A 21,603-nucleotide genomic window follows, 5' to 3' on the forward strand; every position below is an offset into this window, starting at 1 on the left:
GGAAAGGGCAGTCAACCCCTTCTGCCGCGCAGACTCATCCATGAGGCAGAGGTATCGAAGCCACTCAGGACAGTCACCTCTCCCGCTTGCGGGAGAGGGTTAGGGAGAGGGGCCTTTGGCTCTCGGTTGCATTACTCCCAGGAAGCGAAGCGCTTCTGCAGCCAGCGCAGCCCCAGCTCGAAGCTCAGCGCGATGGCGGCGATCAGCAGGATCCCCAGCACCACCACGTCGGTGGCGAGGAACTGCGCGGCGGACTGCACCATGAAGCCCAGGCCTCGGTTGGCGGCGATCAGCTCGGCGGCGACCAGGGTCGACCAGCCCACGCCCAGGGCGATGCGCAGGCCGGTCAGCACGTCCGGCAGTGCGCTGGGCAGGATCACGTGGCGCACCACCTGCAAGCGGCTGGCGCCCAGGCAGCGCACGGCCTGGATACGCGACTTGTCCACGCGGCGCACGCCGGCAGCGGTGGCGATCAGCAGCGGTGCGAACAGCGCGAGGTAGATCAGCAGCACCTTGGACAGCTCGCCAATGCCGAACCAGATGACGATCAGCGGCAGGTAGGCCAGCGGCGGTACCGGGCGGTAGAACTCCACCAGCGGGTCGAAGGCCGCGCCCACCAGCGGGTTGAGGCCCATGAGGATGCCCAGAGGAATGGCCGTCAGCACGGCCGCGCCCAGCGCCAGCAGCACGCGGAGCAGGCTGGTGCCGACGTGCTGCCACAGCGACGCATCGACGTAGCCCTCGGCGAGCAGGCGCTGGAAGGCTTCCACCAGTTGCTCCGGCGCAGGCAGGAACAGGGTGTCGACCCAGCCCAGGTGCGTGGCCAGCCACCAGAGCACGAAGATCGAGCCGACGCTGCCGGCGGCCGCCCAGCGGCGGTAATCGCGCGGCATGCTGCGGGCATTCGGTACGGCGCTCGGGAGTTTGGCGGCGAGGGTATCAGTGGGCATGCTCGGCCTCCGGTTCTTCCAAAAACTCATCGAGAAGGAGTTGGCGCAGGCGCGCGAATTCCGGGTCGGACTTGATCGAGCGTACCGGCTCGCCGGCGGCGTAGCGGCGGGCGAAGTCAAGCGGCAGGCGCTTGACGATGCGCGCCGGCGGGCCGTCCATCACCACCAGGTCGGTGGCGAGGAACAGCGCTTCATCGACGCTGTGGGTAATCAGGAACAGGCCCTTGCCGGTCTTGCGCCACAGGTCGAGGGTCAGGACTTGCATGCGCTCGCGGGTCAGCGCATCGAGGGCGCCAAAGGGTTCGTCGAGCAGCAGGAAGTCCGGCTCCACCGCCAGCGCGCGGGCCAGGCCCAGGCGCTGTCGCTGGCCACCGGAAAGCTGCGAAATGCGGTAGTCCGCATGCTCGCCCAGGCCAACCAGCTTGAGGACTTCATGGGCGCGGGCATGGCGCTCGGCAGCCCCGATACCGCGGATGCGCAGGCCCAGCGCGACGTTGTCCAGCGCGCTCAGCCAGGGCATCAGCGCGTCGTCCTGGAACACGACGCCGCGCTCGCCGCCGGGACCGCTGAGGGTACGGCCATCGATCTGCACGCGGCCGCTGTCCGGCGCCTGGAAGCCCGCCAGCACGTTGAGCAGGCTGGATTTGCCACAACCCGACGGGCCGAGCACCACCAGGGATTCGCCCTTGGCCAGACTGAGAGTGAGGTCCTGCAGCACGACGCGCTCGCGTCCGCGCTGCTGGAAAGTGAGGCTGACCACCTCGGCCGTCAGACGGCTCATGTTCTGCCCTCCGTAGGGTGAGAAGAAATGCGGATCGGTGCCAGCCGTAGGATGGGTGGAGCCTGCGATACCCATCCTACGGAGCAGCCGGGACTCAGCGCTGCCCGACCTGCACGCTCTCCGCCTGGCGCACGTACTCGGCGCTGACGTAGGGCGAGTAGTCCTTGAGCACCGAAGGCACGCGCTTCTGTTCTTTCAGGAAGGCGGCGGTGCCGGCGATGTCCTTGGCGGTGCCGCCACCCAGCAGGGCTGACGACAGCTGCGCCTGAGATTCGGGGAAGGCGGAGCCAGCCAGCAGCTCGGGCACATCCTTGGGATCGGCGCCGGTCAGCTTGGCGATCTTCTTCACCTGCTCGGAATCGGCGGTCCACTGCGCCTTGTGGGCGTTGTAATCGGCGAAGGAGTCCAGGCTCACGCGGGCGAACTTGGCGATGACGTCCGGGTGTTTCTCGGCGAAGTCCTTGCGGGCCACCCAGACCTCGAAGGTCGGCGCGCCCCACTGGCCGACTTCAGCAGCATCGGTCAGCACCTTGCCGGACTTCTTGATCTCGCCCAGCGCAGGCGACCAGACGAAGGCGCCATCGATGTCGCCACGGCGCCAGGCGGCGGCGATCTCGGTGGGATTGAGGTTGACGATCTTCACCTTGGCCGGGTCGATCTTCCAGTGCTTGAGCGCGCCCAGCAGGCTGTAGTGCGAGGTGGACACGAAGGGCGTGGCGATGGTCTTGCCGATCAGGTCCTCGGGCTTGTCGATCTTGCTGCCGTTACGCACCACCAGGGCCTCGGCGGCATTGATCTGAGCGGAGACGATGAAGGCCACGATCGGCAGACCGCGGGAGGTGGCGGCGGCCAGCGGGCTGGAGCCGAGGTTGCCGAGCTGCACGTCCCCCGAGGCGATGGCGGCGACAACTTCCGGGCCGCTGTTGAAGCGACGCCAGTCGAGCTTCTCGCCGATGACCTTCTCGTAGGTGCCATCGGCCTGCGGAACCTTGGTCGGATCAATGCCGGTCTGGTAGCCCAGGACGATGTCGGCGAACGCAGCGCTCTGGAAGGACAGGGCAGCCGCAACAGCGACGCCGGCCACGGCACGGCGTACGAAACGAGGTGTGTTCATGGTGTTTCCTCTGAAGGTAACGGCGGTGCCGGCCTCACAGAGGGGACGGACCACGGGACGGGATTCGGTGGGGATAAACCTGGTGTTGAAATCGGGTCCGGTGGTCCGGTAGAGCTAGATTACCGATATAAAAAACTTCGAATAAATACTTTTTAGTTCTTAACTTATGAGCGCCAGCGCTTGTCTCGATTCGGCTACAGGCCCCGTGGTACGGCGCCTCAGATCGCTCCGGCGAACACACGGGCGCGCGTCCCTTCCTGGCGCAAGCCAACCTGCACGGCCTGCTGCGCCACTGCCGAGGTTTCCGCCACCAGCGTGGCCAGCGCGGCGCTGCGACTGAAACTCAGCGCATTGCCCGCCGCCAGCGCGGACTCGAAGGCTACCGCCGACTGGTCGGAGAGCCGCAGCCCCAGTGCCAGCAGACGCTGCAGCTCCCCTGCTGCCGCCCGCGCCGGCAGGCGCTCGAAGGCCTGCACGGCAAGGCCCAGGGCAATGTTCGCCTGCAGCAGCGCAGAAAGGCTGCCGCGCAATTGAGCACGAGGCGTCCAGGGAAGGCCGGGCGGCAGCAGGATGTCTTCGGGGTGCAGGCGCACTTCGTGGCAGCGCAGCAGGCCGCCACCATTGGGCTCGAAACGGTCCAGGCCGTTGCGATCCGCCGGCAGCACAGCGATCAGCAACCCCTCGCTCTGTGCGTGGCGCGCGGAAATCAGCAACCAGTCCACCGCCTCGGCACCGAAGCAATCGTGGCGCCCGCCCTGCAGGAGAAAACCACCGCGCCGGTGCTCACGCGCCAGCAGCCGGTGCTCCTGGTGATCCACCGCCTCGCCCCATAGCCATTCCCGCTCGACACTGAGCGGCAGCAGGCGCTCGCGCTGCTCGGCGCTCCCCAGCAGCAGCACACTGGCGAGTTGCAGGTGATGCAGCGCGAACAGGCGCGCCAGGGTGCCGTCACGTTCGGAGAGATCGCGCAGGGTCTGCAGCACCTCGTCCCAGCCCGCGCCGCGGCCGCCGTACTCACGCGGCACCGACAGGGTGAGCAGGCTGGACACGCGCAGGGCGTCGCTCCAGCGCTGGATGGGAGGCAGCTGGGAAAGAGAGGAAAGCGGCACCACCAGGCTCATGCACACCTCGGATCGAAGGCTGGATCAGTGGCCTGGGCGTATGGCGCGCGGGTGTACTGAAAGGAAAGAAGAACGGCCCCCGAATGGAGGCCGTTTCATACCCTAGCGAATCGCGCGGAGCGCGCGAAATAACCTTTCGGGCTTAGCTCATGCCGCGAGTCAGACGGCTTCCTTGCGTCGCCACTGCGGCAGGCCGATCAGCACCACAGCGCTGATGATCACCGCCATCGCCAGGGACTCCGCGAGGCCGATGTGCTCGCCAGCGAATACCACGCCAAGCATCACCGCCACCGCAGGATTCACGTAGGCGTAGCTGGTGGCAGCTGCCGGACGCACGTTGGCCAGCAGATACATGTAGGCACTGAAGGCGATGATCGAACCGAACACCACCAGGTAGGCCAGGGCGCCCCAGCCGGCGGCAGTCGGCATCTGCTCCATGCGCTCACCGCCGAGGACGCTGCCCAGCAGCAGCACGCCGCCGCCCACCAGCATCTCTACCGCGCTGGCCATGGCGCCGCCGGGCAGGTCCAGGCGCCGGCTCCACACCGAGCCGAAGGCCCAGGCCGCCGCAGCGAAGAGGATCAGAGCCGCGCCCGCCGGGCTGCCCTGCAGGTTCGAGCCGAGGTTGAGCAGCACGATGCCGAACAGCCCCAGGGCGATACCGGCCCATTCCAGTGCGTTGGTGCGGTTGCCGAAGAAGCGCCCGAACACCAGGGTGAACAGCGGCACGGTCGCCACCGCCAGCGCCGCCACGCCCGAGGCCACGCCCCAGTGCTCGGCCACCGTCACCCCGCCGTTGCCGCAGCTGAGCAGGAGGATGCCGATGGCGCCCGCCGACAGCCATTGCTTGAGCGTCGGCATCGGCGCTCCGCGCGACAGCATCCAGACGAACAGGATGGTCCCGGCGATGACGAAGCGGCAGCCGGCCATCAGCATCGGCGGCCAGGACTCGACACCGATGCGGATCACCAGGTAGGTCGATCCCCAGATGAAGTAGAGAGCGAAGAAGGCAGCAATCAGGGTCAGTGAGACGCGGGCTCTGGGCATGGGCATCGTGGTCATGGACGGGGGCTCGACAAGGCAGGCAGAGCGCTTCATTTTATGCAGGTCGCCCGCCCCGGATAAGGCACAGACAACGCCATTACGGGCATAACACTTTTCATTCGATGGATTTTCTCGTCACATTCCGTCGATTCAAAATCGGAGCAAGACCATGGACAAATACGACCGCGCCCTGCTCGCCGCACTGCTGGAGGACGGCCGCATGTCCTTTGCCGAACTGGCCCGGCGGATCAACCTGTCGCCGCCGGCCGTCGCCGACCGCGTGGCGCGCCTGGAAGCCGATGGGGTGATCACCGGCTACCACGCCAGCGTAGACCTGTCGAAGATGGGGCGGTCGATCCAGTGCCTGATCGAGATGCGCCTGAACGACCACCGCAGCAAGAGCATGCTCGACCCGCTGCTGGAGATCCCGCAGATCATCGATTGCTACCGCATCACCGGCGAGGCCTGCGTGATGCTCAAGGTGGCAGTCAGTTGCACCCAGGAGCTGGAGGAGCTGATCGACCGACTCGCCCAGTTCGGCACCAGCAAGACCTCTCTGGTGCTCTCCACGCCCTTCTCGCGGCGCGTGCATCCGGGAATGTTGCAGGGTGGTTGAAGCGCACATCTAGAAGGAAATTGCGGTGCGTCGCTGGTGCAACGCTCTCGTAGGATGGGTGGAGCTTGCGATACCCATCAGCAACTCCTGACTGCCTTCGATGGGTATCGCTTCGCTCCACGCCATCCTACAAACAGTTGTTCGTCATGCAGAAAAAAAAGGCGGCGCCGCTCGCGCGGTGCCGCCTGAAGTCACGGAGTTGCTACATCGTGGAACCGAAAACATCGGTCCCGGTGTATTGGATTATCGTTCGATGATCGCGGTCACACCCTGACCACCTGCCGCACACACCGAGATCAATCCACGTCCCTTGCCAGCAGCGTCCAGCAGCTTGGCCAGGTTGGCGACGATGCGCCCACCGGTGGCGGCAAACGGGTGACCGGCGGCCAGCGAGCTGCCCTTGACGTTCAGCTTGCTGCGGTCGATGGAGCCCAGCGGCGCGTCGAGGCCCAGGCGGGTCTTGCAGTACTCCGCGTCTTCCCATGCCTTGAGGGTGCACAGCACCTGGGCCGCAAAGGCTTCGTGGATTTCGTAGAAATCGAAGTCCTGCAGGGTCAGTCCATTGCGTGCCAGCAGGCGCGGCACGGCGTAGACCGGCGCCATCAGCAGCCCCTCGTGACCGCCGACGAAGTCCACTGCCGCCGCTTCGCCGTCCTTGAAGTAGGCCAGGATCGGCAGGCCGCGCGCCTTCGCCCACTCCTCGCTGGCCAGCAGCACCACCGAGGCACCGTCGGTCAGAGGCGTTGAATTGGCTGCCGTCAGCGTGCCGCGCGAGCCGCGCTCGAACACCGGCTTGAGCGTGCCGATCTTCTCCAGGTTGATGTCCGGGCGCAGGTTCTGGTCGCGCACCAGGCCGCGGAACGGCGTCATCAGGTCGTTCTGCCAGCCCTCGTCGTACGCGGCCGCCAGCTTGTGGTGGCTCTCGAAGGCGAGCTTGTCCTGCTCGTCGCGCGGGATGGCCCAGGTCTGCGCCATCAGCTCGCAGTGTTCGCCCATCGACAGCCCGGTACGCGGCTCGCCGTTCTTCGGGATGTGCGGCATCAGGTGGCGCGGGCGGATCTTCAGCAGGCTCCTGATCTTCTCGCCGTTGGACTTGCCGCGGTTGGCCTCCAGCAAAATCTTGCGCAGCCCTTCGTTGACACCGATGGGCGCGTCGGAGGTGGTGTCCACGCCACCGGCGATGCCGCAGTCAATCTGCCCGAGGGCGATCTTGTTGGCCACCAGGATTGCCGCTTCCAGGCCGGTACCGCAGGCCTGCTGGATGTCGTGGGCCGGGGTTTCCGGCGCCAGGCGCGTGCCCAGCACGCACTCGCGGGTCAGGTTGAAATCGCGCGAATGCTTGAGCACAGCGCCGGCGACCACCTCGCCCAGGCGCTCGCCGTGCAGCTTGTAGCGCTCGATCAGCCCGTCCAGCGCGGAGGTCAGCATCTCCTGGTTGCTCGCCGTGGCATACACGGTGTTGGAGCGGGCGAAGGGAATACGGTTGCCGCCGACGATGGCGACCCGGCGCAATTGGGTCATGCAGAGCTCCTGGTTAGATGAGCGATAAAGTGCGGTCAAGGCTAACCTTAGCCGCTTGTGTCGCATTGGCCGCCCCGCCGTTGCGCAGGTCAGCGCGGTCAATTGCGTCGAACCCGCCGCTGCGTAGAGTGGTCAGCACTTTGAGAACCTGTGCAGGAGCCCGTTCCATGACCGATCGCTACATCGCCTTCGCCAACTCCAATGTCGGCCGCCGCCTGGTCGGAGCCCTCGGCCTGCCCGCGCCGGTTCGCCTGGAGCGCTGGAGCGCCGGGCGCACGCGGCCGGTGGACGGTGCGCTGCTGCTCGGTGGTGAAGGCAACCTGAACGAGGCGGTGCTGCCGTTCGCCGAGCGCCTGACCGATGCCGTGTTCTCCTTCAACGAAGGCCAGTACGGGCTGCCGCGCTGGACCGCCGAGCACGGGCCGAAGCTCAAGGCGATCGTCTTCGATGCCAGCGGCCTGAACCGTTTCGAGCAGACCCTCGAGTTGCGTACGTTCTTCCAGGGCGCCCTCAAGGGCCTGGACAAATGCCCGCACGTGGTGATCCTCGGCCGCGCGCCGGAATCGGTGAAGGACCCGATCGCCGCCAGCGTGCAGCGTAGCCTGGAAGGCTTCAGCCGCTCGCTGGGCAAGGAAATCCGCCGCGGCGGCAACGTGCAGCTGGTGTATGTCGGCAAGGGCGCCGAGGACCAGCTCGAAGGCGCGCTGCGCTTCTTCCTTTCGCCCAAGAGCGCCTATGTGTCCGGGCAGGTGGTGCGCCTATCCGCCTATGACAAGCAGGTGCAAGACTGGAGCCGTCCGCTGGTGGGCAAGCGCGCGCTGGTGACCGGCGCCGCCCGTGGCATCGGTGCAGCCATTGCCGAGACCCTCGCCCGTGACGGTGCCGAGGTGGTGCTGCTGGACGTGCCGCCGGCCAAGGAGTCCCTCGACGCCCTCGCGGCGCGCCTGGGCGGCCGTGGCGTGGCGCTGGACATCTGCGCCGCCGATGCCGGTGCGCAACTGGTGGCAGCCCTGCCGGACGGCGTCGACATCGTGGTGCACAATGCCGGCATCACCCGCGACAAGACCGTCGCCAAGATGAGCGAAGCCTTCTGGAACTCGGTGATCGACGTGAACCTCAGGGCCCCGCAGGTGCTGACCCAGGCACTGCTGGACGCCGGCAAGCTGCACGATGACGGCCGCGTGGTGCTGCTCGCGTCCATCAGCGGCATCGCCGGCAACATGGGCCAGACCAACTATGCGGTGAGCAAGGCCGGCCTGATCGGCCTGGCGCAGGCCTGGGCGCCGGCACTGGGCAAGAAGGGCATCAGCATCAACGCGGTGGCACCGGGCTTCATCGAGACCCAGATGACCGCCGCCATCCCGCTGACCATCCGCGAGGCCGGCCGGCGCATGAACTCCATGGGCCAGGGCGGCCTGCCGCAGGACGTCGCCGAAACCGTGGCCTGGTTCGCCCAGCCGGGTTCGGGCGCGGTGAGCGGGCAGGTGCTGCGGGTTTGTGGACAGAGTTTGCTGGGGGCGTGATCGCGTTTCTCGGTAGGGAAGCTGTCTCTCTGAGAGTCCCTACCTGGGCGCGCCCTCTCCCTAACCCTCTCCCTGAAGGGAGAGGGGACTTGTGCAGTGTCAGGCGAACTTCCGTGCTAGCCGAAAACGCCGAACGGCCCCCTCCCCCTTCGGAGCGGAGAGCAGCCAGCGTCGTAGGGTGGATAACCCGGCGCCGATTGCCTCGCGCCAGATAACGCTGGCGCGTTATGCGCCCTACGATCTGGGGATCTGATGGCGTTACCCCTGTAGTAGCAACGGTCTTTCTCTGACAGACCGTGCCTCAGATTCCCCTCTCCCTAACCCTGGCTGCGCGCTCCGCTCCGAAGGGAGAGAGGACTGTGCAGTGTCAGGAAAACTTCCGTGCTAGCCGCAAACGCCGAACGGCTCCCTCTCCCTTCAGGGAGAGGGCGGGGGAGAGGGTTAGCGGGCGCAGTCGTAGGGCGCAAAACCCGGAACGGGTTATCCGCCGATTGCCTCGCGGCGGATAACGCTGGCGCGTTATGCGCCCTACGATCCGGCGCGAGCGGTGAGCAGCGCGCCTGACGATGTCCGCAAACCGGCCGCAGGCCGGCCATTGGCCAAGGGCTATGAACTACCCCCGCGCCGCCACCAGCTCACGAAACTCCTCCGCACTCACCCGGTGATCGCCATCGCGGTCCGCCCGCACGATCAACGCGGGCTCCTGGGTCATGAACTCCGCCTGGCTGACCTTGCCGTCGCCATCCTGGTCCGGCCAGGCGATGGCGGTGGGGGAAACGTGCACGCTGGGGTTGGGCGGGGTCACTTCTTCGCGGGTGAGCAGACCATCCTGGTTGCGATCCAGGCGGTGGAACATGCGTACGCGCATGGCGGACAGGTCATCGGCTTCGATAAAGCCGCTGCCATCGCGGTCCAGGCGGGAGAACGCCGTCTCGCCCATCTCCCCCGCCACGGCGTGCTGAAGGCTCAGCAGCAGGACGGTGGACAACAGCAGGGTCTGGCGGATTCGGCTTTGCATCGGGCGCACCTTGGCGGCAATTGACCGGCAAAGCCTATCCAGAGGTGGGCTCGAAACGGTTCGATCACTCCGCCGGCGGCTGAGGGCGGCCACGCCGGCGAAACTCCACCGGGGTCTCGCCGACCCAGCGCTTGAAGGCGCGGTAGAAGGTGCTCGGCTCGGAGAAGCCGGTGCGCTCGACGATCACCTCGATGCGCTCGTCGGTCTTGAGCAGCAGTTCCTTGGCCAGGCGGCAGCGGTAGTCGGTGACCAGGTCGTTGAAGCGCACCCCGGCCATGGCCAGGCGTTCGCGCAGGCGGCGGGCCGGCATGTCGAGTCGGGCGGCAACCTGCTCCAGTGTCGCGCCACCATCCACCAGCAATACGCCGATCAGCTCGCGCACCTTGCGCACCAGGTCCAGCCGCTCCACTTCCGCCAGTTGCCGGCGCGCCAGGGACTCATGCATGCGCAGCAGTTCCGGCGCGGCATGGCGCGAGGGTTTTTCCAGCACCTCAGCGTCGAATACCAGGGCATAGCGATCAGCGCCCAGCACTGCAGGACAGCCGTAGACCTCGCGGTAACGCTCGGCGGGCGCGCCTACCTCGTGCATCAGCTGCACTTCGCGGGGCTTGAAGTCGCCCTCGGTAAGGGCATGGAACAGACGCACCACCGCGCCAGCGAGCATCTCGGGGAAATGCCGGTTGGTCCCGGCGGTATGGCCGAGCAGCAATACGGCCTTGTCGCCTTCCACTTCCAGGCGCGCGTTGAGGGTGTCGGAGAGCAGGCGCACGTAACGCAGGGCGTGGCGCAGGCCCTCGCCGAAAGTCGCACTGGAGAGGAACAGGTATTCCAGCAGCAGGCCGTGGAATGCAGGCAGATGGCCGGCCAGGTAGAGCCCGACGTGCTCTTCGCCGCACTCTTGCGCGGCAGCCTTCCAGAACAGGTTCTGTGCGCTGTGGGGGAATCGCCCGGCAGGCAGGCTGCCGGCAGGCAGGCCAACGCGAGCCAGCACGCGGTCGGGGTCGGTTCCGCTGGCGCGCAGGGCGTCGATCACCGGGCGCATCAGCGCCACATCGTCGGTCAGATCACGCATGGTGTTTTTTCTAGTTATCCATGAGGCGGGCCCATCTTAGGCAGCTTTCCTATTGCCTCTCAAGAGAATCAGGAATCAACCTGGGGGAAATATCCGAGCAATCGGACGGTCACATTGACTTGCCTGCCGCGCGCCGCGTTGCCACGGCCAATGCCCGCGTCTGATCGGCGGCTAAGCTGAATGAATGCCCCTCAGGAGATACCCGATGCCCCGCGATTGGCTTGACCTGTCCGCCCCACCCGCCCTTACCGGCCTGTTTGCCCGCGCCGCCGTGCGCCGCGGTGTGCGTGGCCGCAGCCTGCCGACACGCGGCCTGCGCTGCCCGGTGACGGTCGACCCGAAGCATCTGGAGCGCTATCGCAAGGTCTGCGGCTTCGCCGACAACCACCTGCTTCCGCCCACTTACCCGCACATCCTCGCGTTCGGCCTGCAGATGGGCCTGCTGACCGACGCACGCTTCCCCTTCCCGCTGCTGGGCCTGGTGCACCTGGAAAACCGTATCAGCGTGTTGCGCCCGCTCGGCGGCCTGGGACCGTTCAACGTCAGCGTGCGGGTGGACGACCTCCAGCCCCACGAAAAGGGCGTGACCTTCAGCATCATCACCCAGCTGCACGACCAACTCGGGCTGCTCTGGGAGGGTGACAGTCGCATCCTGTTCCGCGGCATGCGCCTGGACGGCACGCCGCCGGCGCGCGAGGAAGTGGCCGAGCTGCCGCTGGAGCAGATCGACGTCTGGAACTGCCCGGCGGACATCGGCCGGCGCTACGCCCGGGTGGCCGGCGACTACAACCCGATCCACCTTTCCGCGGCCAGCGCCAAGCTGTTCGGCTTCCCCCGCGCCATCGCCCATGGCCTGTGGAACAAGGCGCGCAGCCTGGCCGCGCTGGGCGAGCACCTGCCGAAGGCCGGCTACCGGGTCGAGGTGCGCTTCCAGAAGCCGGTGCTGCTGCCGTCGCAGGTCAACCTGCTGGCCAGCGAGCCGGCGCCTTCCGGACAATTCAGCCTGCGCGGCAAGGATGGCCTGCCACACATGGCCGGCCACTGGAGTCCACTGGACGTTTGAGGCGCCAGGCTTGAAGCTATGGGGCTGACGTTGGAGCCCCATCTGCATGAACCTCGAAGCCATCACCGCGCGCCTGCACGCCATCCGCGACCACAACGACTGGAGTCGCTTCCACAGCCCGAAGAACCTGGCCATGGCCGCCAGCGTGGAAATGGCCGAGCTGGTGGAAATCTTCCAGTGGCTGCGCGAGGACGAATCGCGCCAGCTGCCACCGGAAAAGCTCGCACACGCCGGGCAGGAAGTCGGTGACATCGTCCTCTACCTGCTGCTGATGTGCGCGGAGCTGGGCATCGACATGAACCAGGCGGTGCTCGCCAAGCTGGCCGACAGCGAACGTCGCTTCATCGAGGGGGGCGCCAAGTGAGCGATTCCCCGAAGACCGGCGACCGTCATTTCGACGAACTGGCCACGCGCTTTGCCGAGAAGATCTACGGCGGCGCCAAGGGCGCGATCCGCCTCGCCGTGCTCCAGGCCGACCTCGCCGAAGCCCTCCCCGACCGCCGGCTGCGCGTACTGGATATCGGCGCCGGCCTGGGCCACATGTCGCTGTGGCTGGCCGGGCGTGGTCATGACGTCACCCTTGCCGAACCCGCCGCGCCGATGCTCGACGGCGCACGCCAGCGCTTCGAGGAAGCCGGCCTGCACGCCACCTTCATCGAGGCGCCCTGGCAGGACCTGCTCGGACAGCTCGACGAGCCTTATGACCTGGTGATCTGCCACGCCGTGCTGGAATGGCTGGCCGAGCCGCTGGCGATCCTGCCTGTGCTGCACCAGCTGACCCGCGCCGACGGCTGGCTGTCCCTGGCCTTCTACAACCGCGATGCGCTGATCTACCGCAACCTGCTCAAGGGTCATTTCCGCAAACTGCGCAAGAACCGCTTCTCCGGCGAAGGGCAGAGCCTGACGCCACAGGAACCGCTCGACCCGCGCGTGCTCGAAGCCGCCATGGCCGGGCACTGGAACATCGAGGCACGCAGCGGCGTGCGAGTGTTCCATGACTACATGCCGGTAGAGTTCCAGCACAAGGCCGAGCCGCTCGACCTGGTAGAGATGGAACTGCAATACCGTCGACATCCCGCCTTCGCCGGGCTGGGTCGTTACCTGCACTGGCTGTGCCGACCACAGGATTAGGTGCATAGTCTTGCCAGCGCACGCCAATTGAAGTGAGCGTGCGGGAGTCCGTCATGCCGCGTTACCTGTTGATCCTGCCACTGTCCGCCGCCCTGGCTGCGTGCCAGAGCCAGAACCCCTACACCGCTGCCTCACTGCCGATGCCCCCTGCCCCCGCATCGGCGGCCAGCCCGGGCCTCGATCCCGGCAGCTATCCGGCCACGCCGCTGGATTACGGGCGCTATCGCTCGTGGAGTTGGGTGGACGGCACCGGTTTCGGTGGCCCACTGCAGGACGCCGTCAGCGAAGCGCTCGACCAGCGCGGCCTGCGTCCGGCGCGCGCGACGGCCCCGGCGGACCTGACCGTCAGCGCCCACCTCTCCAGCGAGCAGCGCACCCGTCAGACCACCGACTACTACAATGGCGGTTACTACGGCGGCTATGGTCGCTGGAACGATCCGTGGTACGGCGGCTACGGCGCTTCCTACCCTGTCACCCGTACCTACGTGGTCACCGTCAGCGTGGTGCGTATCGCCCTGTTCGACGCCCATAGCCACCAGCAAATCTGGAGCGGCAGCGCCGAGTACGAAGACGGTAGCAACCAGAACGACCAGGCACGTGCGCTGCGCGAGGCCGCGCGCAAGGCCATGGACGGCTACCCGCCGGGTTGATCGTCGGCTGGCCGGAAATATTGCCGCCTCGACATCTCCTGCGACCTTGTGCGGCCCTTCTGCCGCTTGCCTTTGCGCGGACTCTGCGCTTGGATGAAAGCTCTGTCAGGAGTAACCCGACCATGATCCGCCGTTTGCTGCTCTTGGGCCTGATGCTTGGCCTGGCCGCCTGTGAAACCACCAGCGTCAGCCGCGACTACGACACCACCCGCGACTTCGCCCGCTACATGACCTGGAGCTGGGCACAGCCGGCCTTCGAGTACCGCCCGGATGACCCGCGCATCAAGAGCGACCTTACTGAACAGCGCATCAGCGACGCGGTGGCCGGCGAGTTCGACCGACGCGGCCTGCGCCAGGCGCAGGGTGGCAATCCCGGCGACGTGAAGCTGCGCGCCTACCTGATCGTCGACCAGCGCCAGGACCAGGTCACCACCTACACCGGCGGTTACTGGGGCGGTTACTGGGGTGGCTACTGGGGCCCGCCGCCCATGGCCGAGAGCCGCACCGTAACCTACAAGGTCGCGACCATCCAGGTCGACATGTTCGATGGCAAGGACGGCAAGCTGGTCTGGCGTGGCAGCGGCGAACAGATCATGCGCAGCAGCCCGCCGACGCCCGCCGAACGTGAAGCGGCGATCCGCGAGACGGTGCAGAAGATCATCGCCCAGTACCCGCCGCACTGACATCGGATGAACGCGTGAACCCACCTGCCCTGCACCATCGCCCCGCCCTCGCCGACGACCTCGGCGAGGTGGTGAGCTTCCCCCGGGACGCTGACGAACTCTTCTACTGTTACCCCAAGGCCAGCTGGCCGCTGAGCATCGGCCAACTGGCCGCCGCCATGGCCGAACGGCGCGGCAGCACAGTGGCGCTGCTCGATGGCCGCGTCGCCGGCTTCGCCAACTTCTATCAGTGGCAGCCCAACGAGTTCTGCGCGCTGGGCAACATGATGGTCGCGCCCTGGGCACGGCAGCATGGGGTGGCGCAATACCTGATCTCGGTCATGGAGAGTCTCGCCCGGGACCAGTACAAGGCGCAGGTCATGAAGTGTCCTGCTTCAACGCCAACGCCGCTGGCCTGCTGCTTTACGCACGGCTGGGCTACGCGCCGCAGGGCATCGTCGAGCGCGTCGATCCGCAGGGCCGTCGCGTCGCCCTGGTCCAACTGGAGAAAGCCCTTGTCCACGCCTGAGCCCCAGCGTGTGCTGATCATCGTCAGCAGCGGCCCGAGTACCCCGGCACGCTGCGCCGCGCCCTTCTACACCGCCACACTGCTGGCATGCATGGATGCGAAGGTCACCCTGTTCCTCAGCGGCGAGGGCACGCGCCTGGCCTTCCAGGACATCGCCGACACGCTCTACGCCGCCGACGATGGCGAGCCCGTCAGCCACTTCATCCAGCAGGCCAAGGAAGCCGGCGCACGCCTGCTGATGTGCCGCGCACCGGGCGTGGCCATCGATGAAAGCCGGCTGATAGAGGAGGTCGACGAGATCGCCAGCGGTGGCGAGCTGGCGCGCATGATCCTCGAATACGACCGGGTGCTGACGCTGTGAAGCTGCACGGCCTGGAGTTCCCCGACGAGTTGCTCTACGCCCCCGAGTACAACCTCTGGCTCCGCGAGGAAGCCAGCGGCGCCATCACCCTTGGCCTCACCGCTTACGGTTGCGCGGTCTACGGGCAGATCTTCGCCTTCACGCCCAAGCGCGATGGCTGGCACATCGACTGCGACCGCAGCTTCGGCGTGGTGGAATTCGCCAAGGCCGCCTCCTCGGCGCGAAGCCCGCTGGACGGCACCCTCCTCGCCAGCAACGAAGCCGTGGTACGCCGCCCCGGGCTGATCAACCTGGACTGCTATGGCGAAGGCTGGATGGTGCGCCTGAAGCCGGACGACTGGTCCGCGGCCCGTGGCCGCTTCCTGCACGGCGACGCCGCGCTGGACGCCTTCGCCCGGCGCATGCAGCTGGACGATTTCGACCCCGATGACGACGGGGTCCAGGCACTGCGCCCGTGAACCACCCGAGCAGGTGCCTCGCACTCCTGCTCTGCCTGCTTGCCAGCGCATCCGCACATGCCGACCAACCGACGCAGGACGGCTTCGTCTACCTCGACCAGGTGCTGAAATCGGCGCGCTATGACGTGCGCTACGCCGGCGTCGACAACTTCGTCGGCAGGCCCATCGACGGCTACCGGAAGGCGCGAATCATCCTCACCCGCGAGGCTGCCACCACCTTGGCTGCAGTGGAAAAAGACGTGGCACTGAGCGGCCTGGCACTGAAGATCTTCGATGGCTATCGCCCACAGCGTGCGGTGAATGACTTTCGCCGCTGGGCCGCCGACCCGCAGGATGTCCGGCAGAAGGCCCGCTACTACCCGCAGCTGGACAAGCCCGCACTCTTCCGCGACGGCTACATCGCCAAGCACTCCGGGCACTCGCGCGGCAGCACCGTCGACCTCACGCTGGTGGACTCGAAATCCGGGGAAGAGCTGGACATGGGCAGCCCGTTCGACTTCTTCGGACCCATCTCCCATCACGGCACCGCCTTGATCAGCGTGCAGCAGACACGCAACCGCGAAACCCTGCGCCAGGCCATGTTGCGGCATGGCTTCGAACCGTACAGCGCCGAGTGGTGGCACTACACCCTGAAGGCTGAGCCTTACCCGACGACCTACTTCGACTTTCCGGTGCAATGAAGGACAGCGGCCGTCCCTGGCCGTAGTGGATCAGTTGTCCTGCTGGGCGTTCTTGTGCGCAGGCCTGGTCGAGGAGATCGCCGTCGCCTTCGCCTTGCCGTGGGTATCCTTGGAGTGCGCCACGGCGGAGGTCGCCTGGCCGTGACCCTTGCTGTCATTCTTCTCGGTGCCGTAGTGGTTGCCACTCAGGCCATGATCACGGGTGGCCTTGCCAGCATGCTCGCCGCCATCGTTTGCGCCATTGCCGTTGCTGCCATGGTTGCCGCCAGCGCTCCCGCTGCTCGCGCCATTACCACCGCCACTACCGTTGCCATTGCCGCCGCCGTTTCCACCGCCATTGCCACCCCCATGACCACCGCCGTCACCTTTGGCATAGACCGAGCCGATCGGCGAGAGGTCGGCAGGCAGCAAGGCTGTCATGCCGAGCGCGAATGCACAGGCTACTGCAACAACCAGGGACTTTTTCATCGTGTCATCGCCTCCATGGGCGGGCTTAGGATATTCCTATGACCCTGCGGCAGGGCCCGCTGTTCGCGGGCTGCCGACGAAATACCCGCACGCGGGTACCCATTGAGCCGCTGCCGCGCACCCGCCCTAAGGACTACGCTGAGCACTACAGGACGCTTAATGAGGAGGCAACCCGGATATGTCCAGATTCAATACCCTGCTGGCGGTAGTCGTCGGCTTCACCGTGCTGGGCAGCAGCCCCTTCCTGATGGCCGATCCGGGCAAGAGCAAAGGACACGACAAGGGCGGCCAGCACGGCAATCAGGGCAACAACTGGCAAGGCGGCCCGAGCATCGACATCGGCGGCGTTCAGATTATCCTCAACGACAACCGCAGCTACTGGAGCCCCGGCGCCGCGCTACCGCCGGGCATCCGGAAAAACCTCGCCCGCGGCAAGCCGCTGCCACCAGGCATCGCCAAGAAGCTCGACGGCCGCCTGACGGGCCGACTTCCCCACTACGACGGTTATGAGTGGCAGCAAGCCGGCACCGACCTGCTGCTGGTGACCATCGCCACCGGCGTCATCTACGAAGTACTGCAGAACGTACTGGATTGACAGGACCGACCTGCAGGAGCGGGCCATACCCGCCCCCACGGCCCCCCTGCAGGATCACCCGGAACTCCGGCGTCAGAATCATCCTCCAACCCTCGCCCCCATCACCGCACCGCTGGAGTTCCCGCATGCCCCCGCAAGCTCCCGAATTCGACGGCGAACGCTGGAGCAACGCCGAACAGGACCGAATCGACGTCGTCCCTGCCGATCCCCACTGGCCCCAACGCTTCACCGAGGAAGCCGACGCCATTGCCCATGTCACCGACCTCCCCGGCCTCTGCATCGAACACATCGGCAGCACCGCCGTGCCGGGGCTGGACGCCAAGCCGATCATCGACATCCTCCTGCTGCTGCCGCCGGAGAGCGACCCACACCAGTTGATCGAACCGCTGCAAAGCCTCGGCTACCAGTACTGGGCAGAAAACCCCGACACCTCGCGGATGTTCTTCGTCAAAGGCATGCCACCGCAAGGCAACGGGCGTACCCACCACGTCCACGTCATGGGCCTGGGCGAGGCCTCGCGCCGCCTGCTGTTCCGCGACTGGCTGCGCAGCCACCCTGAAGACGCCGAACTCTACGCGCAGGTGAAGCGCGAACTGGCGAAGCGTTTTCCGACCGACCGCGACGCCTATACCGATGGCAAGGACCAGGTCGTCGCGCAGATACTCGGTCGCGCACTCAACCCGCCGGACCACCATCGCGACCGCGAAGGCGACACAGCCCGCGCCGGCGAAGTGCAGGGCCCTGACAGCCACTGAGGGAGGTGTTAATCAGTCGTTAATCCACCCGGCCGAAGCTCGTGACTCCCCTTCAGGAGAAAGTCCCATGCTCAAGCTCTCCGTGGTCACCTTCGCCTGCTTCACCCTCGTCGGCTGCGCCGATTCCCCGCACTTCAGCCACTTCAGCGCCATTGAGTCCCCCGTGCGCGAATCCTTCGGCGAAGACAACCTCGAACGCCAGCCCACCCGCGTGCGCCTGCAGAGCGACGACTACTCGGCGCAGCAACAGCGGATGATGTGGGGCCAGTGACCCCGCAGCCTCGGCAGACCGCGCCTGCGGCTGCCGATTGCGCTATAACGGGTGTTCTCCAAGCCACAGGAATGGACGCCATGGCCTTCGACTGGCACAGCGACCCGATCACCCGGCAGACCCCGCTCGATGCCCACTACCGCAACACGCAGAACGTCCGCCGCTTCATGACCCTGCACTGCGGCGACGACTTCCACTTCGACCGCGACTTCATGGCCTGGATACGCAACGGCGCGCCGGCTGACATGGGGGCGGTGGTGGATGAGTGGCGGCGCCGCCGCGGTGAGCCCTGAAGGCAACGCCCTGGAGTCAACGACCCAGCCACAGCGTGAACTGGCCATCCCGCACCGCCAGCGCCTGCCGCACCACGCTGTAGCGCAGCGGCAACACACCGCCGGTGCTGACCTTCAGGCGCTCAGCCAGCGACAGCACTTCCTCGAAGGAAGCTTCCGGCAGGTACTTGTTGATGGAAAAACTGTCGCGACCGATGAGCACCTGCACTGCATAGACGTCCTGCCCGATCGGGTCATAGGCCAGCAGCCCCTGCACCTCGACGCCAGCCGCCAGCCGGAACAGCGCCCTCACCAGCAGCAGAGAGTCACCGGGCGCCACCTCCGCCGACGTCGTCAGCGGCACCAGAAAAGCGTCCTCGCGCATACCATCCTGCCAGCGCCACAGGTCGCTCAGCTCCAGATGCTCTTCGGTAAACAGGTCCAGTCTGACCATGGCGCCCCTCCAGCCGGTTCCTCACGATCAGCTTAGCCAGCCGAGCGGGCACGGTCAGGGGAGATATCGACAGGAGAGGAATTGGCGGAAGGCAGTGAGAGTCGAACTCACCCAGGAACGGCTGCCGTCCCCCACCGGGTTTGAAGCCCGGCCACGCCACCGGGCGTGATTGCCTTCCCTGGTCAGAAGCCGGCTGCGGGGGCAGCGGCGAAAGCGGGAGCCCGGATGTTGCCACTATTGGCATGCCAGATGCCAGCGTAGCGATGCCGCAGTGCGCGGCGTGTCGCCTGGCGGATCTCACGCGCTTGGACGATGGCATCTTGGCCAAACAACATCAAAAGGCCATTTAAACGCCATAAAAAGGCGGCGAACTGGCTGCCTGTGCTCTAACCTCGCTAACAGTGACTCAGGGAGCTCCACGGCATGAAGCCCACTCTACCCATCCTCGATATTTCCCCACACCAGGGAATCGGACCGGTCTGTCTTGGCGACTCGCGTTGCGTGGCGCGGGATGCGCTCGCCGCCATCGGTTTCCCGCTGGAATCGTCCAACGGGCCGACGGACTACTTCGGCCAAGCGGCGATCCAGACCGAGTGCGACGAGCAGGGCCTCGTCTGGTTCATCGGGCTGTCCCAGAGCGAGCAGTACCTCGCGCGTTATCAGGGCGTGGATGTCTTTGCGCTGGCGGCCGCCGAGTTGTTCTCGCTGATCGCGTCGGCGGACGACTCCGGCGCGCACGAATACACCGATAGCGAGTACCTGTTTCCGGGGCAGATCATCACGTTGTGGGATGCCGACGAGCAGTATGACCGCCAAGGCAACGAGATGCGCCCGGTCTGGGCTCAGGTGGGCATCGGCAACCCCGCTTACGTCGAGGCCGTCTCGGCCCTCTGATCCATGAGCGGACTTTGTCGCGCCGGGCGCTCTATGCTTGTCCCGCACGCTGACAAGGGAATTCCATGCTGAACGCAAAACTCACCAGGGCGCTGCTCTGGCTCGCCATTATCATCCTCGCCATCGCCGTACTGGCGCTGGGGCTGCGGGTCGCCGCGCTGCGCAACATCCCGCCGCTGGAACCCTGGCACACCTGGGTGCCGGACGATCTGCACAGCAGCGAGATCGACCGCCTGGACTGGGCCGGCTACCTTGCCGCCGAAGAGAGGCTGATGCAGGCGATGCGCAAGGAGATGGCCGCCAGCCTGCAGCCCTTCGAGCGTGTCGCCTATAACCGCTACTTCGACCGAAGCGAGGTCTACCCCGGCCACTTCGCCACCGACTGGAACCGCTCTTACGCGATGCGCCCAAGCGGAGAGGTGCGCGGCGCGGCGGTGCTGCTGCACGGGCTGACTGATTCGCCCTACAGCCTGCGCCACCTGGGCGAACACCTTCGCCAACAGGGATTCGTGATCATTGCCATCCGCATGCCGGGCCACGGCACGGTGCCGGCAGGACTCACCGACGCCGACTGGGAAGACTGGATGGCCGCCACCCGGCTGGCTGTGCGCGAAGCCTCTGCGCAAGTCCCCAAGGGCGCGCCGCTCTTGCTGGTGGGCTTTTCCAATGGTGGCGCGCTGGCGATGAAATACAGCCTGGACGCGCTGGACGACCCGAGCCTCGCAATGCCGAAGCAGGTGGTGCTGATCTCGCCGATGATCGGCGTCACCCGCTACGCCCAGTTTGCCGGGCTGGCGGGCCTGCCGGCGCTGCTACCAGCCTTCGCCAAGGCGGCCTGGCTGAGCGTGCTGCCGGAGTTCAACCCGTTCAAGTACAACTCCTTCCCCATTGCTGCGGCACGCCAGACGGTGGAGCTGACCGACGCGGTGCAAGTCAGCCTGGAAAGCGCCAGCCGCAGCGGAAGCCTCGCGCGCCTGCCACCGGTTCTCACGTTCCAGTCCCTTGCCGACAGCACCGTCAGCACCCCAGCGGTCATCAGCAACCTGTACGACCGCCTGCCGGACAATGGCAGCCAACTGGTACTGTTCGACCTCAACCGATCGCTGAACTACGGACCGTTGCTGCGCCCCGAAATGGCCAGCCTCGGCGACCGTCTGCTGCCGGAGCGCGAGCGCAACTATGACCTGACGGTGATCTCCAACAGTCCCCGCTCCAGCCAGACCTCAGCCCTGCACACGCCGGCCCACAGCGAGCGACAGGAGAGCCAGCCACTGACGGCAAGCTACCCACCCGACCTGTTCTCCCTGTCCCACGTGGCGTTGCCCTTCCCGCCCACTGACGCACTCTATGGCCAACAGCCGGAGCCGGGCGAAGACTTCGGCATCCACCTGGGCACCCTCACGCCTCGCGGCGAGCGCGGCGTGCTGATCGTCGGGCTGGATCTTTTCCAGCGGGTGACGTCCAACCCGTTCTACGACTACCTCGTGCAACGGGTCGACCAGGTGTTACCGCAACGCTAACGCCTGCCCAGATCGAGGACGACGGCGATCAGGGTGACCGCGATGAACAGCAGAATCAGCCACGAGCTCATTGGACCCAC

At 66.4% G+C, this 21,603-nt stretch carries 26 protein-coding genes, 1 tRNA gene and 1 pseudogene; 17 read left to right on the forward strand and 11 right to left on the reverse strand.

Translation table 11 applies throughout. From position 1 onward, the window contains the following. Nucleotides 1–131: 131 nt before the first annotated feature. From AC1ZV1_RS26240 to yedA, 5 genes are all read right to left on the reverse strand, one after another. Nucleotides 132–950, reverse strand: coding sequence for an ABC transporter permease subunit (locus AC1ZV1_RS26240; RefSeq protein ID WP_484294301.1), 819 nt, complete (start codon nt 948–950; stop codon nt 132–134). After that, complete coding sequence (locus AC1ZV1_RS26245) at nt 940–1,731, reverse strand: taurine ABC transporter ATP-binding protein (RefSeq protein ID WP_484294302.1); 792 nt, start codon at nt 1,729–1,731, stop codon at nt 940–942. Before AC1ZV1_RS26245 ends, AC1ZV1_RS26240 begins: the two co-directional genes overlap by 11 nt. 94 nt (nt 1,732–1,825) lie before the next feature. Continuing rightward, nucleotides 1,826–2,845: a taurine ABC transporter substrate-binding protein gene (gene tauA, locus AC1ZV1_RS26250; protein ID WP_484294303.1), complete on the reverse strand. Its 1,020-nt coding sequence runs from the start codon at nt 2,843–2,845 to the stop codon at nt 1,826–1,828. A gap of 218 nt (nt 2,846–3,063) precedes the next feature. Continuing rightward, the gene (locus tag AC1ZV1_RS26255) at nt 3,064–3,966 is read right to left on the reverse strand and encodes an acyl-CoA dehydrogenase family protein (protein ID WP_484294304.1); all 903 of its coding nucleotides are present in this window, start codon (nt 3,964–3,966) and stop codon (nt 3,064–3,066) included. Nucleotides 3,967–4,125: 159 nt separating this feature from the next. Next, nucleotides 4,126–5,013, reverse strand: a complete 888-nt coding sequence (gene yedA / locus AC1ZV1_RS26260) for a drug/metabolite exporter YedA (protein ID WP_484297644.1) — start codon at nt 5,011–5,013, stop codon at nt 4,126–4,128. A gap of 166 nt (nt 5,014–5,179) precedes the next feature. On the opposite strand from yedA, the gene AC1ZV1_RS26265 reads away from it, so the two are divergent. Further along, on the forward strand, nt 5,180–5,626 hold the full coding sequence (locus AC1ZV1_RS26265) for an Lrp/AsnC family transcriptional regulator (protein ID WP_484294305.1): 447 nt from the start codon (nt 5,180–5,182) through the stop codon (nt 5,624–5,626). A gap of 243 nt (nt 5,627–5,869) precedes the next feature. On the opposite strand, the gene AC1ZV1_RS26270 is transcribed toward AC1ZV1_RS26265, so the two are convergent. Beyond that, a complete protein-coding gene (locus tag AC1ZV1_RS26270; protein ID WP_484294306.1) occupies nt 5,870–7,147 on the reverse strand; it encodes an acetyl-CoA C-acetyltransferase in 1,278 nt (425 codons plus the stop codon). A gap of 167 nt (nt 7,148–7,314) precedes the next feature. Here AC1ZV1_RS26270 and AC1ZV1_RS26275 point away from each other — a divergent pair, with 167 nt between their 5' ends. Continuing rightward, nucleotides 7,315–8,670, forward strand: a complete 1,356-nt coding sequence (locus tag AC1ZV1_RS26275; protein ID WP_484294307.1) for a 3-oxoacyl-ACP reductase — start codon at nt 7,315–7,317, stop codon at nt 8,668–8,670. Nucleotides 8,671–9,283: 613 nt separating this feature from the next. On the opposite strand, the gene AC1ZV1_RS26280 is transcribed toward AC1ZV1_RS26275, so the two are convergent. Together AC1ZV1_RS26280 and AC1ZV1_RS26285 are read right to left on the reverse strand one after the other, a co-directional pair. After that, complete coding sequence (locus AC1ZV1_RS26280) at nt 9,284–9,688, reverse strand: EF-hand domain-containing protein (RefSeq protein ID WP_484294308.1); 405 nt, start codon at nt 9,686–9,688, stop codon at nt 9,284–9,286. A gap of 64 nt (nt 9,689–9,752) precedes the next feature. Further along, nucleotides 9,753–10,760: an AraC family transcriptional regulator gene (locus AC1ZV1_RS26285; RefSeq protein WP_484294309.1), complete on the reverse strand. Its 1,008-nt coding sequence runs from the start codon at nt 10,758–10,760 to the stop codon at nt 9,753–9,755. Between the two features lie 205 nt (nt 10,761–10,965). On the opposite strand from AC1ZV1_RS26285, the gene AC1ZV1_RS26290 reads away from it, so the two are divergent. The 9 genes and pseudogenes from AC1ZV1_RS26290 to AC1ZV1_RS26330 all read left to right on the forward strand — a co-directional run bounded on the left by AC1ZV1_RS26290 (nt 10,966) and on the right by AC1ZV1_RS26330 (nt 16,294). Continuing rightward, nucleotides 10,966–11,823 carry a MaoC family dehydratase gene (locus tag AC1ZV1_RS26290; RefSeq protein ID WP_484294310.1) on the forward strand — a complete coding sequence of 286 codons (858 nt, stop codon included), beginning with the start codon at nt 10,966–10,968 and terminating at the stop codon, nt 11,821–11,823. A 46-nt stretch (nt 11,824–11,869) separates the two neighbouring features. Beyond that, nucleotides 11,870–12,187: a nucleotide pyrophosphohydrolase gene (locus tag AC1ZV1_RS26295; protein ID WP_024766201.1), complete on the forward strand. Its 318-nt coding sequence runs from the start codon at nt 11,870–11,872 to the stop codon at nt 12,185–12,187. Beyond that, entirely contained in the window at nt 12,184–12,954 is a 771-nt protein-coding gene (locus AC1ZV1_RS26300) for a methyltransferase domain-containing protein (protein ID WP_484294311.1), read from the forward strand. Before AC1ZV1_RS26295 ends, AC1ZV1_RS26300 begins: the two co-directional genes overlap by 4 nt. Nucleotides 12,955–13,007: 53 nt before the next feature. After that, entirely contained in the window at nt 13,008–13,604 is a 597-nt protein-coding gene (locus AC1ZV1_RS26305; RefSeq protein ID WP_484294312.1) for a DUF4136 domain-containing protein, read from the forward strand. Nucleotides 13,605–13,726: 122 nt separating this feature from the next. After that, a complete protein-coding gene (locus tag AC1ZV1_RS26310; protein ID WP_484294313.1) occupies nt 13,727–14,287 on the forward strand; it encodes a DUF4136 domain-containing protein in 561 nt (186 codons plus the stop codon). Between the two features lie 14 nt (nt 14,288–14,301). Further along, a pseudogene (locus AC1ZV1_RS26315) lies at nt 14,302–14,795 on the forward strand (N-acetyltransferase family protein). Further along, nucleotides 14,782–15,156, forward strand: coding sequence for a DsrE family protein (locus AC1ZV1_RS26320; protein WP_484294314.1), 375 nt, complete (start codon nt 14,782–14,784; stop codon nt 15,154–15,156). The pseudogene AC1ZV1_RS26315 and the gene AC1ZV1_RS26320 overlap by 14 nt, the downstream one beginning before the upstream one ends. After that, the gene (locus AC1ZV1_RS26325; RefSeq protein ID WP_484297645.1) at nt 15,132–15,614 is read left to right on the forward strand and encodes a glycine cleavage system protein H; all 483 of its coding nucleotides are present in this window, start codon (nt 15,132–15,134) and stop codon (nt 15,612–15,614) included. The genes AC1ZV1_RS26320 and AC1ZV1_RS26325 overlap by 25 nt, the downstream gene beginning before the upstream one ends. Further along, nucleotides 15,611–16,294 (forward strand): M15 family metallopeptidase, encoded by a 684-nt coding sequence (locus AC1ZV1_RS26330; RefSeq protein ID WP_484294315.1) that lies wholly within the window; start codon nt 15,611–15,613, stop codon nt 16,292–16,294. The genes AC1ZV1_RS26325 and AC1ZV1_RS26330 overlap by 4 nt, the downstream gene beginning before the upstream one ends. A gap of 30 nt (nt 16,295–16,324) precedes the next feature. On the opposite strand, the gene AC1ZV1_RS26335 is transcribed toward AC1ZV1_RS26330, so the two are convergent. Continuing rightward, on the reverse strand, nt 16,325–16,762 hold the full coding sequence (locus AC1ZV1_RS26335; RefSeq protein ID WP_484294316.1) for a hypothetical protein: 438 nt from the start codon (nt 16,760–16,762) through the stop codon (nt 16,325–16,327). A gap of 178 nt (nt 16,763–16,940) precedes the next feature. On the opposite strand from AC1ZV1_RS26335, the gene AC1ZV1_RS26340 reads away from it, so the two are divergent. The 4 genes from AC1ZV1_RS26340 to AC1ZV1_RS26355 all read left to right on the forward strand — a co-directional run bounded on the left by AC1ZV1_RS26340 (nt 16,941) and on the right by AC1ZV1_RS26355 (nt 18,676). After that, on the forward strand, nt 16,941–17,357 hold the full coding sequence (locus AC1ZV1_RS26340; RefSeq protein ID WP_484294317.1) for an anti-virulence regulator CigR family protein: 417 nt from the start codon (nt 16,941–16,943) through the stop codon (nt 17,355–17,357). Between the two features lie 125 nt (nt 17,358–17,482). Continuing rightward, nucleotides 17,483–18,112 (forward strand): GrpB family protein, encoded by a 630-nt coding sequence (locus AC1ZV1_RS26345; RefSeq protein WP_484294318.1) that lies wholly within the window; start codon nt 17,483–17,485, stop codon nt 18,110–18,112. 67 nt (nt 18,113–18,179) lie between these two features. Further along, entirely contained in the window at nt 18,180–18,383 is a 204-nt protein-coding gene (locus AC1ZV1_RS26350; RefSeq protein ID WP_045216516.1) for a hypothetical protein, read from the forward strand. An 80-nt stretch (nt 18,384–18,463) separates the two neighbouring features. Then, on the forward strand, nt 18,464–18,676 hold the full coding sequence (locus AC1ZV1_RS26355) for a DUF6434 domain-containing protein (RefSeq protein WP_484294319.1): 213 nt from the start codon (nt 18,464–18,466) through the stop codon (nt 18,674–18,676). Nucleotides 18,677–18,692: 16 nt separating this feature from the next. On the opposite strand, the gene AC1ZV1_RS26360 is transcribed toward AC1ZV1_RS26355, so the two are convergent. Beyond that, entirely contained in the window at nt 18,693–19,109 is a 417-nt protein-coding gene (locus AC1ZV1_RS26360; protein ID WP_484294320.1) for a hypothetical protein, read from the reverse strand. Nucleotides 19,110–19,191: 82 nt separating this feature from the next. Next, a tRNA-Sec gene (locus AC1ZV1_RS26365) sits at nt 19,192–19,287 on the reverse strand. 245 nt (nt 19,288–19,532) lie between these two features. Between AC1ZV1_RS26365 and AC1ZV1_RS26370 the strand changes: the two genes are divergently transcribed. After that, the gene (locus tag AC1ZV1_RS26370; RefSeq protein WP_484294321.1) at nt 19,533–20,003 is read left to right on the forward strand and encodes a hypothetical protein; all 471 of its coding nucleotides are present in this window, start codon (nt 19,533–19,535) and stop codon (nt 20,001–20,003) included. Between the two features lie 65 nt (nt 20,004–20,068). Next, on the forward strand, nt 20,069–21,523 hold the full coding sequence (locus tag AC1ZV1_RS26375; RefSeq protein WP_484294322.1) for an alpha/beta hydrolase: 1,455 nt from the start codon (nt 20,069–20,071) through the stop codon (nt 21,521–21,523). The last annotated feature ends 80 nt before the right edge of the window (nt 21,524–21,603 follow it).

The sequence above is a fragment of the Pseudomonas sp. BB438 genome, assembly GCF_057180225.1.

Bases quoted from the DNA above. Each gene is read 5' to 3' on its own strand.
- AC1ZV1_RS26240 (WP_484294301.1), bottom strand. From the start codon at position 950: ATGCCCACTGATACCCTCGCCGCCAAACTCCCGAGCGCCGTACCGAAT.
- AC1ZV1_RS26245 (WP_484294302.1), bottom strand. From the start codon at position 1,731: ATGAGCCGTCTGACGGCCGAGGTGGTCAGCCTCACTTTCCAGCAGCGC.
- tauA (WP_484294303.1), bottom strand. From the start codon at position 2,845: ATGAACACACCTCGTTTCGTACGCCGTGCCGTGGCCGGCGTCGCTGTT.
- AC1ZV1_RS26255 (WP_484294304.1), bottom strand. From the start codon at position 3,966: ATGAGCCTGGTGGTGCCGCTTTCCTCTCTTTCCCAGCTGCCTCCCATC.
- yedA (WP_484297644.1), bottom strand. From the start codon at position 5,013: ATGCCCAGAGCCCGCGTCTCACTGACCCTGATTGCTGCCTTCTTCGCT.
- AC1ZV1_RS26265 (WP_484294305.1), top strand. From the start codon at position 5,180: ATGGACAAATACGACCGCGCCCTGCTCGCCGCACTGCTGGAGGACGGC.
- AC1ZV1_RS26270 (WP_484294306.1), bottom strand. From the start codon at position 7,147: ATGACCCAATTGCGCCGGGTCGCCATCGTCGGCGGCAACCGTATTCCC.
- AC1ZV1_RS26275 (WP_484294307.1), top strand. From the start codon at position 7,315: ATGACCGATCGCTACATCGCCTTCGCCAACTCCAATGTCGGCCGCCGC.
- AC1ZV1_RS26280 (WP_484294308.1), bottom strand. From the start codon at position 9,688: ATGCAAAGCCGAATCCGCCAGACCCTGCTGTTGTCCACCGTCCTGCTG.
- AC1ZV1_RS26285 (WP_484294309.1), bottom strand. From the start codon at position 10,760: ATGCGTGATCTGACCGACGATGTGGCGCTGATGCGCCCGGTGATCGAC.
- AC1ZV1_RS26290 (WP_484294310.1), top strand. From the start codon at position 10,966: ATGCCCCGCGATTGGCTTGACCTGTCCGCCCCACCCGCCCTTACCGGC.
- AC1ZV1_RS26295 (WP_024766201.1), top strand. From the start codon at position 11,870: ATGAACCTCGAAGCCATCACCGCGCGCCTGCACGCCATCCGCGACCAC.
- AC1ZV1_RS26305 (WP_484294312.1), top strand. From the start codon at position 13,008: ATGCCGCGTTACCTGTTGATCCTGCCACTGTCCGCCGCCCTGGCTGCG.
- AC1ZV1_RS26310 (WP_484294313.1), top strand. From the start codon at position 13,727: ATGATCCGCCGTTTGCTGCTCTTGGGCCTGATGCTTGGCCTGGCCGCC.
- AC1ZV1_RS26335 (WP_484294316.1), bottom strand. From the start codon at position 16,762: ATGAAAAAGTCCCTGGTTGTTGCAGTAGCCTGTGCATTCGCGCTCGGC.
- AC1ZV1_RS26340 (WP_484294317.1), top strand. From the start codon at position 16,941: ATGTCCAGATTCAATACCCTGCTGGCGGTAGTCGTCGGCTTCACCGTG.
- AC1ZV1_RS26345 (WP_484294318.1), top strand. From the start codon at position 17,483: ATGCCCCCGCAAGCTCCCGAATTCGACGGCGAACGCTGGAGCAACGCC.
- AC1ZV1_RS26350 (WP_045216516.1), top strand. From the start codon at position 18,180: ATGCTCAAGCTCTCCGTGGTCACCTTCGCCTGCTTCACCCTCGTCGGC.
- AC1ZV1_RS26355 (WP_484294319.1), top strand. From the start codon at position 18,464: ATGGCCTTCGACTGGCACAGCGACCCGATCACCCGGCAGACCCCGCTC.
- AC1ZV1_RS26360 (WP_484294320.1), bottom strand. From the start codon at position 19,109: ATGGTCAGACTGGACCTGTTTACCGAAGAGCATCTGGAGCTGAGCGAC.
- AC1ZV1_RS26370 (WP_484294321.1), top strand. From the start codon at position 19,533: ATGAAGCCCACTCTACCCATCCTCGATATTTCCCCACACCAGGGAATC.
- AC1ZV1_RS26375 (WP_484294322.1), top strand. From the start codon at position 20,069: ATGCTGAACGCAAAACTCACCAGGGCGCTGCTCTGGCTCGCCATTATC.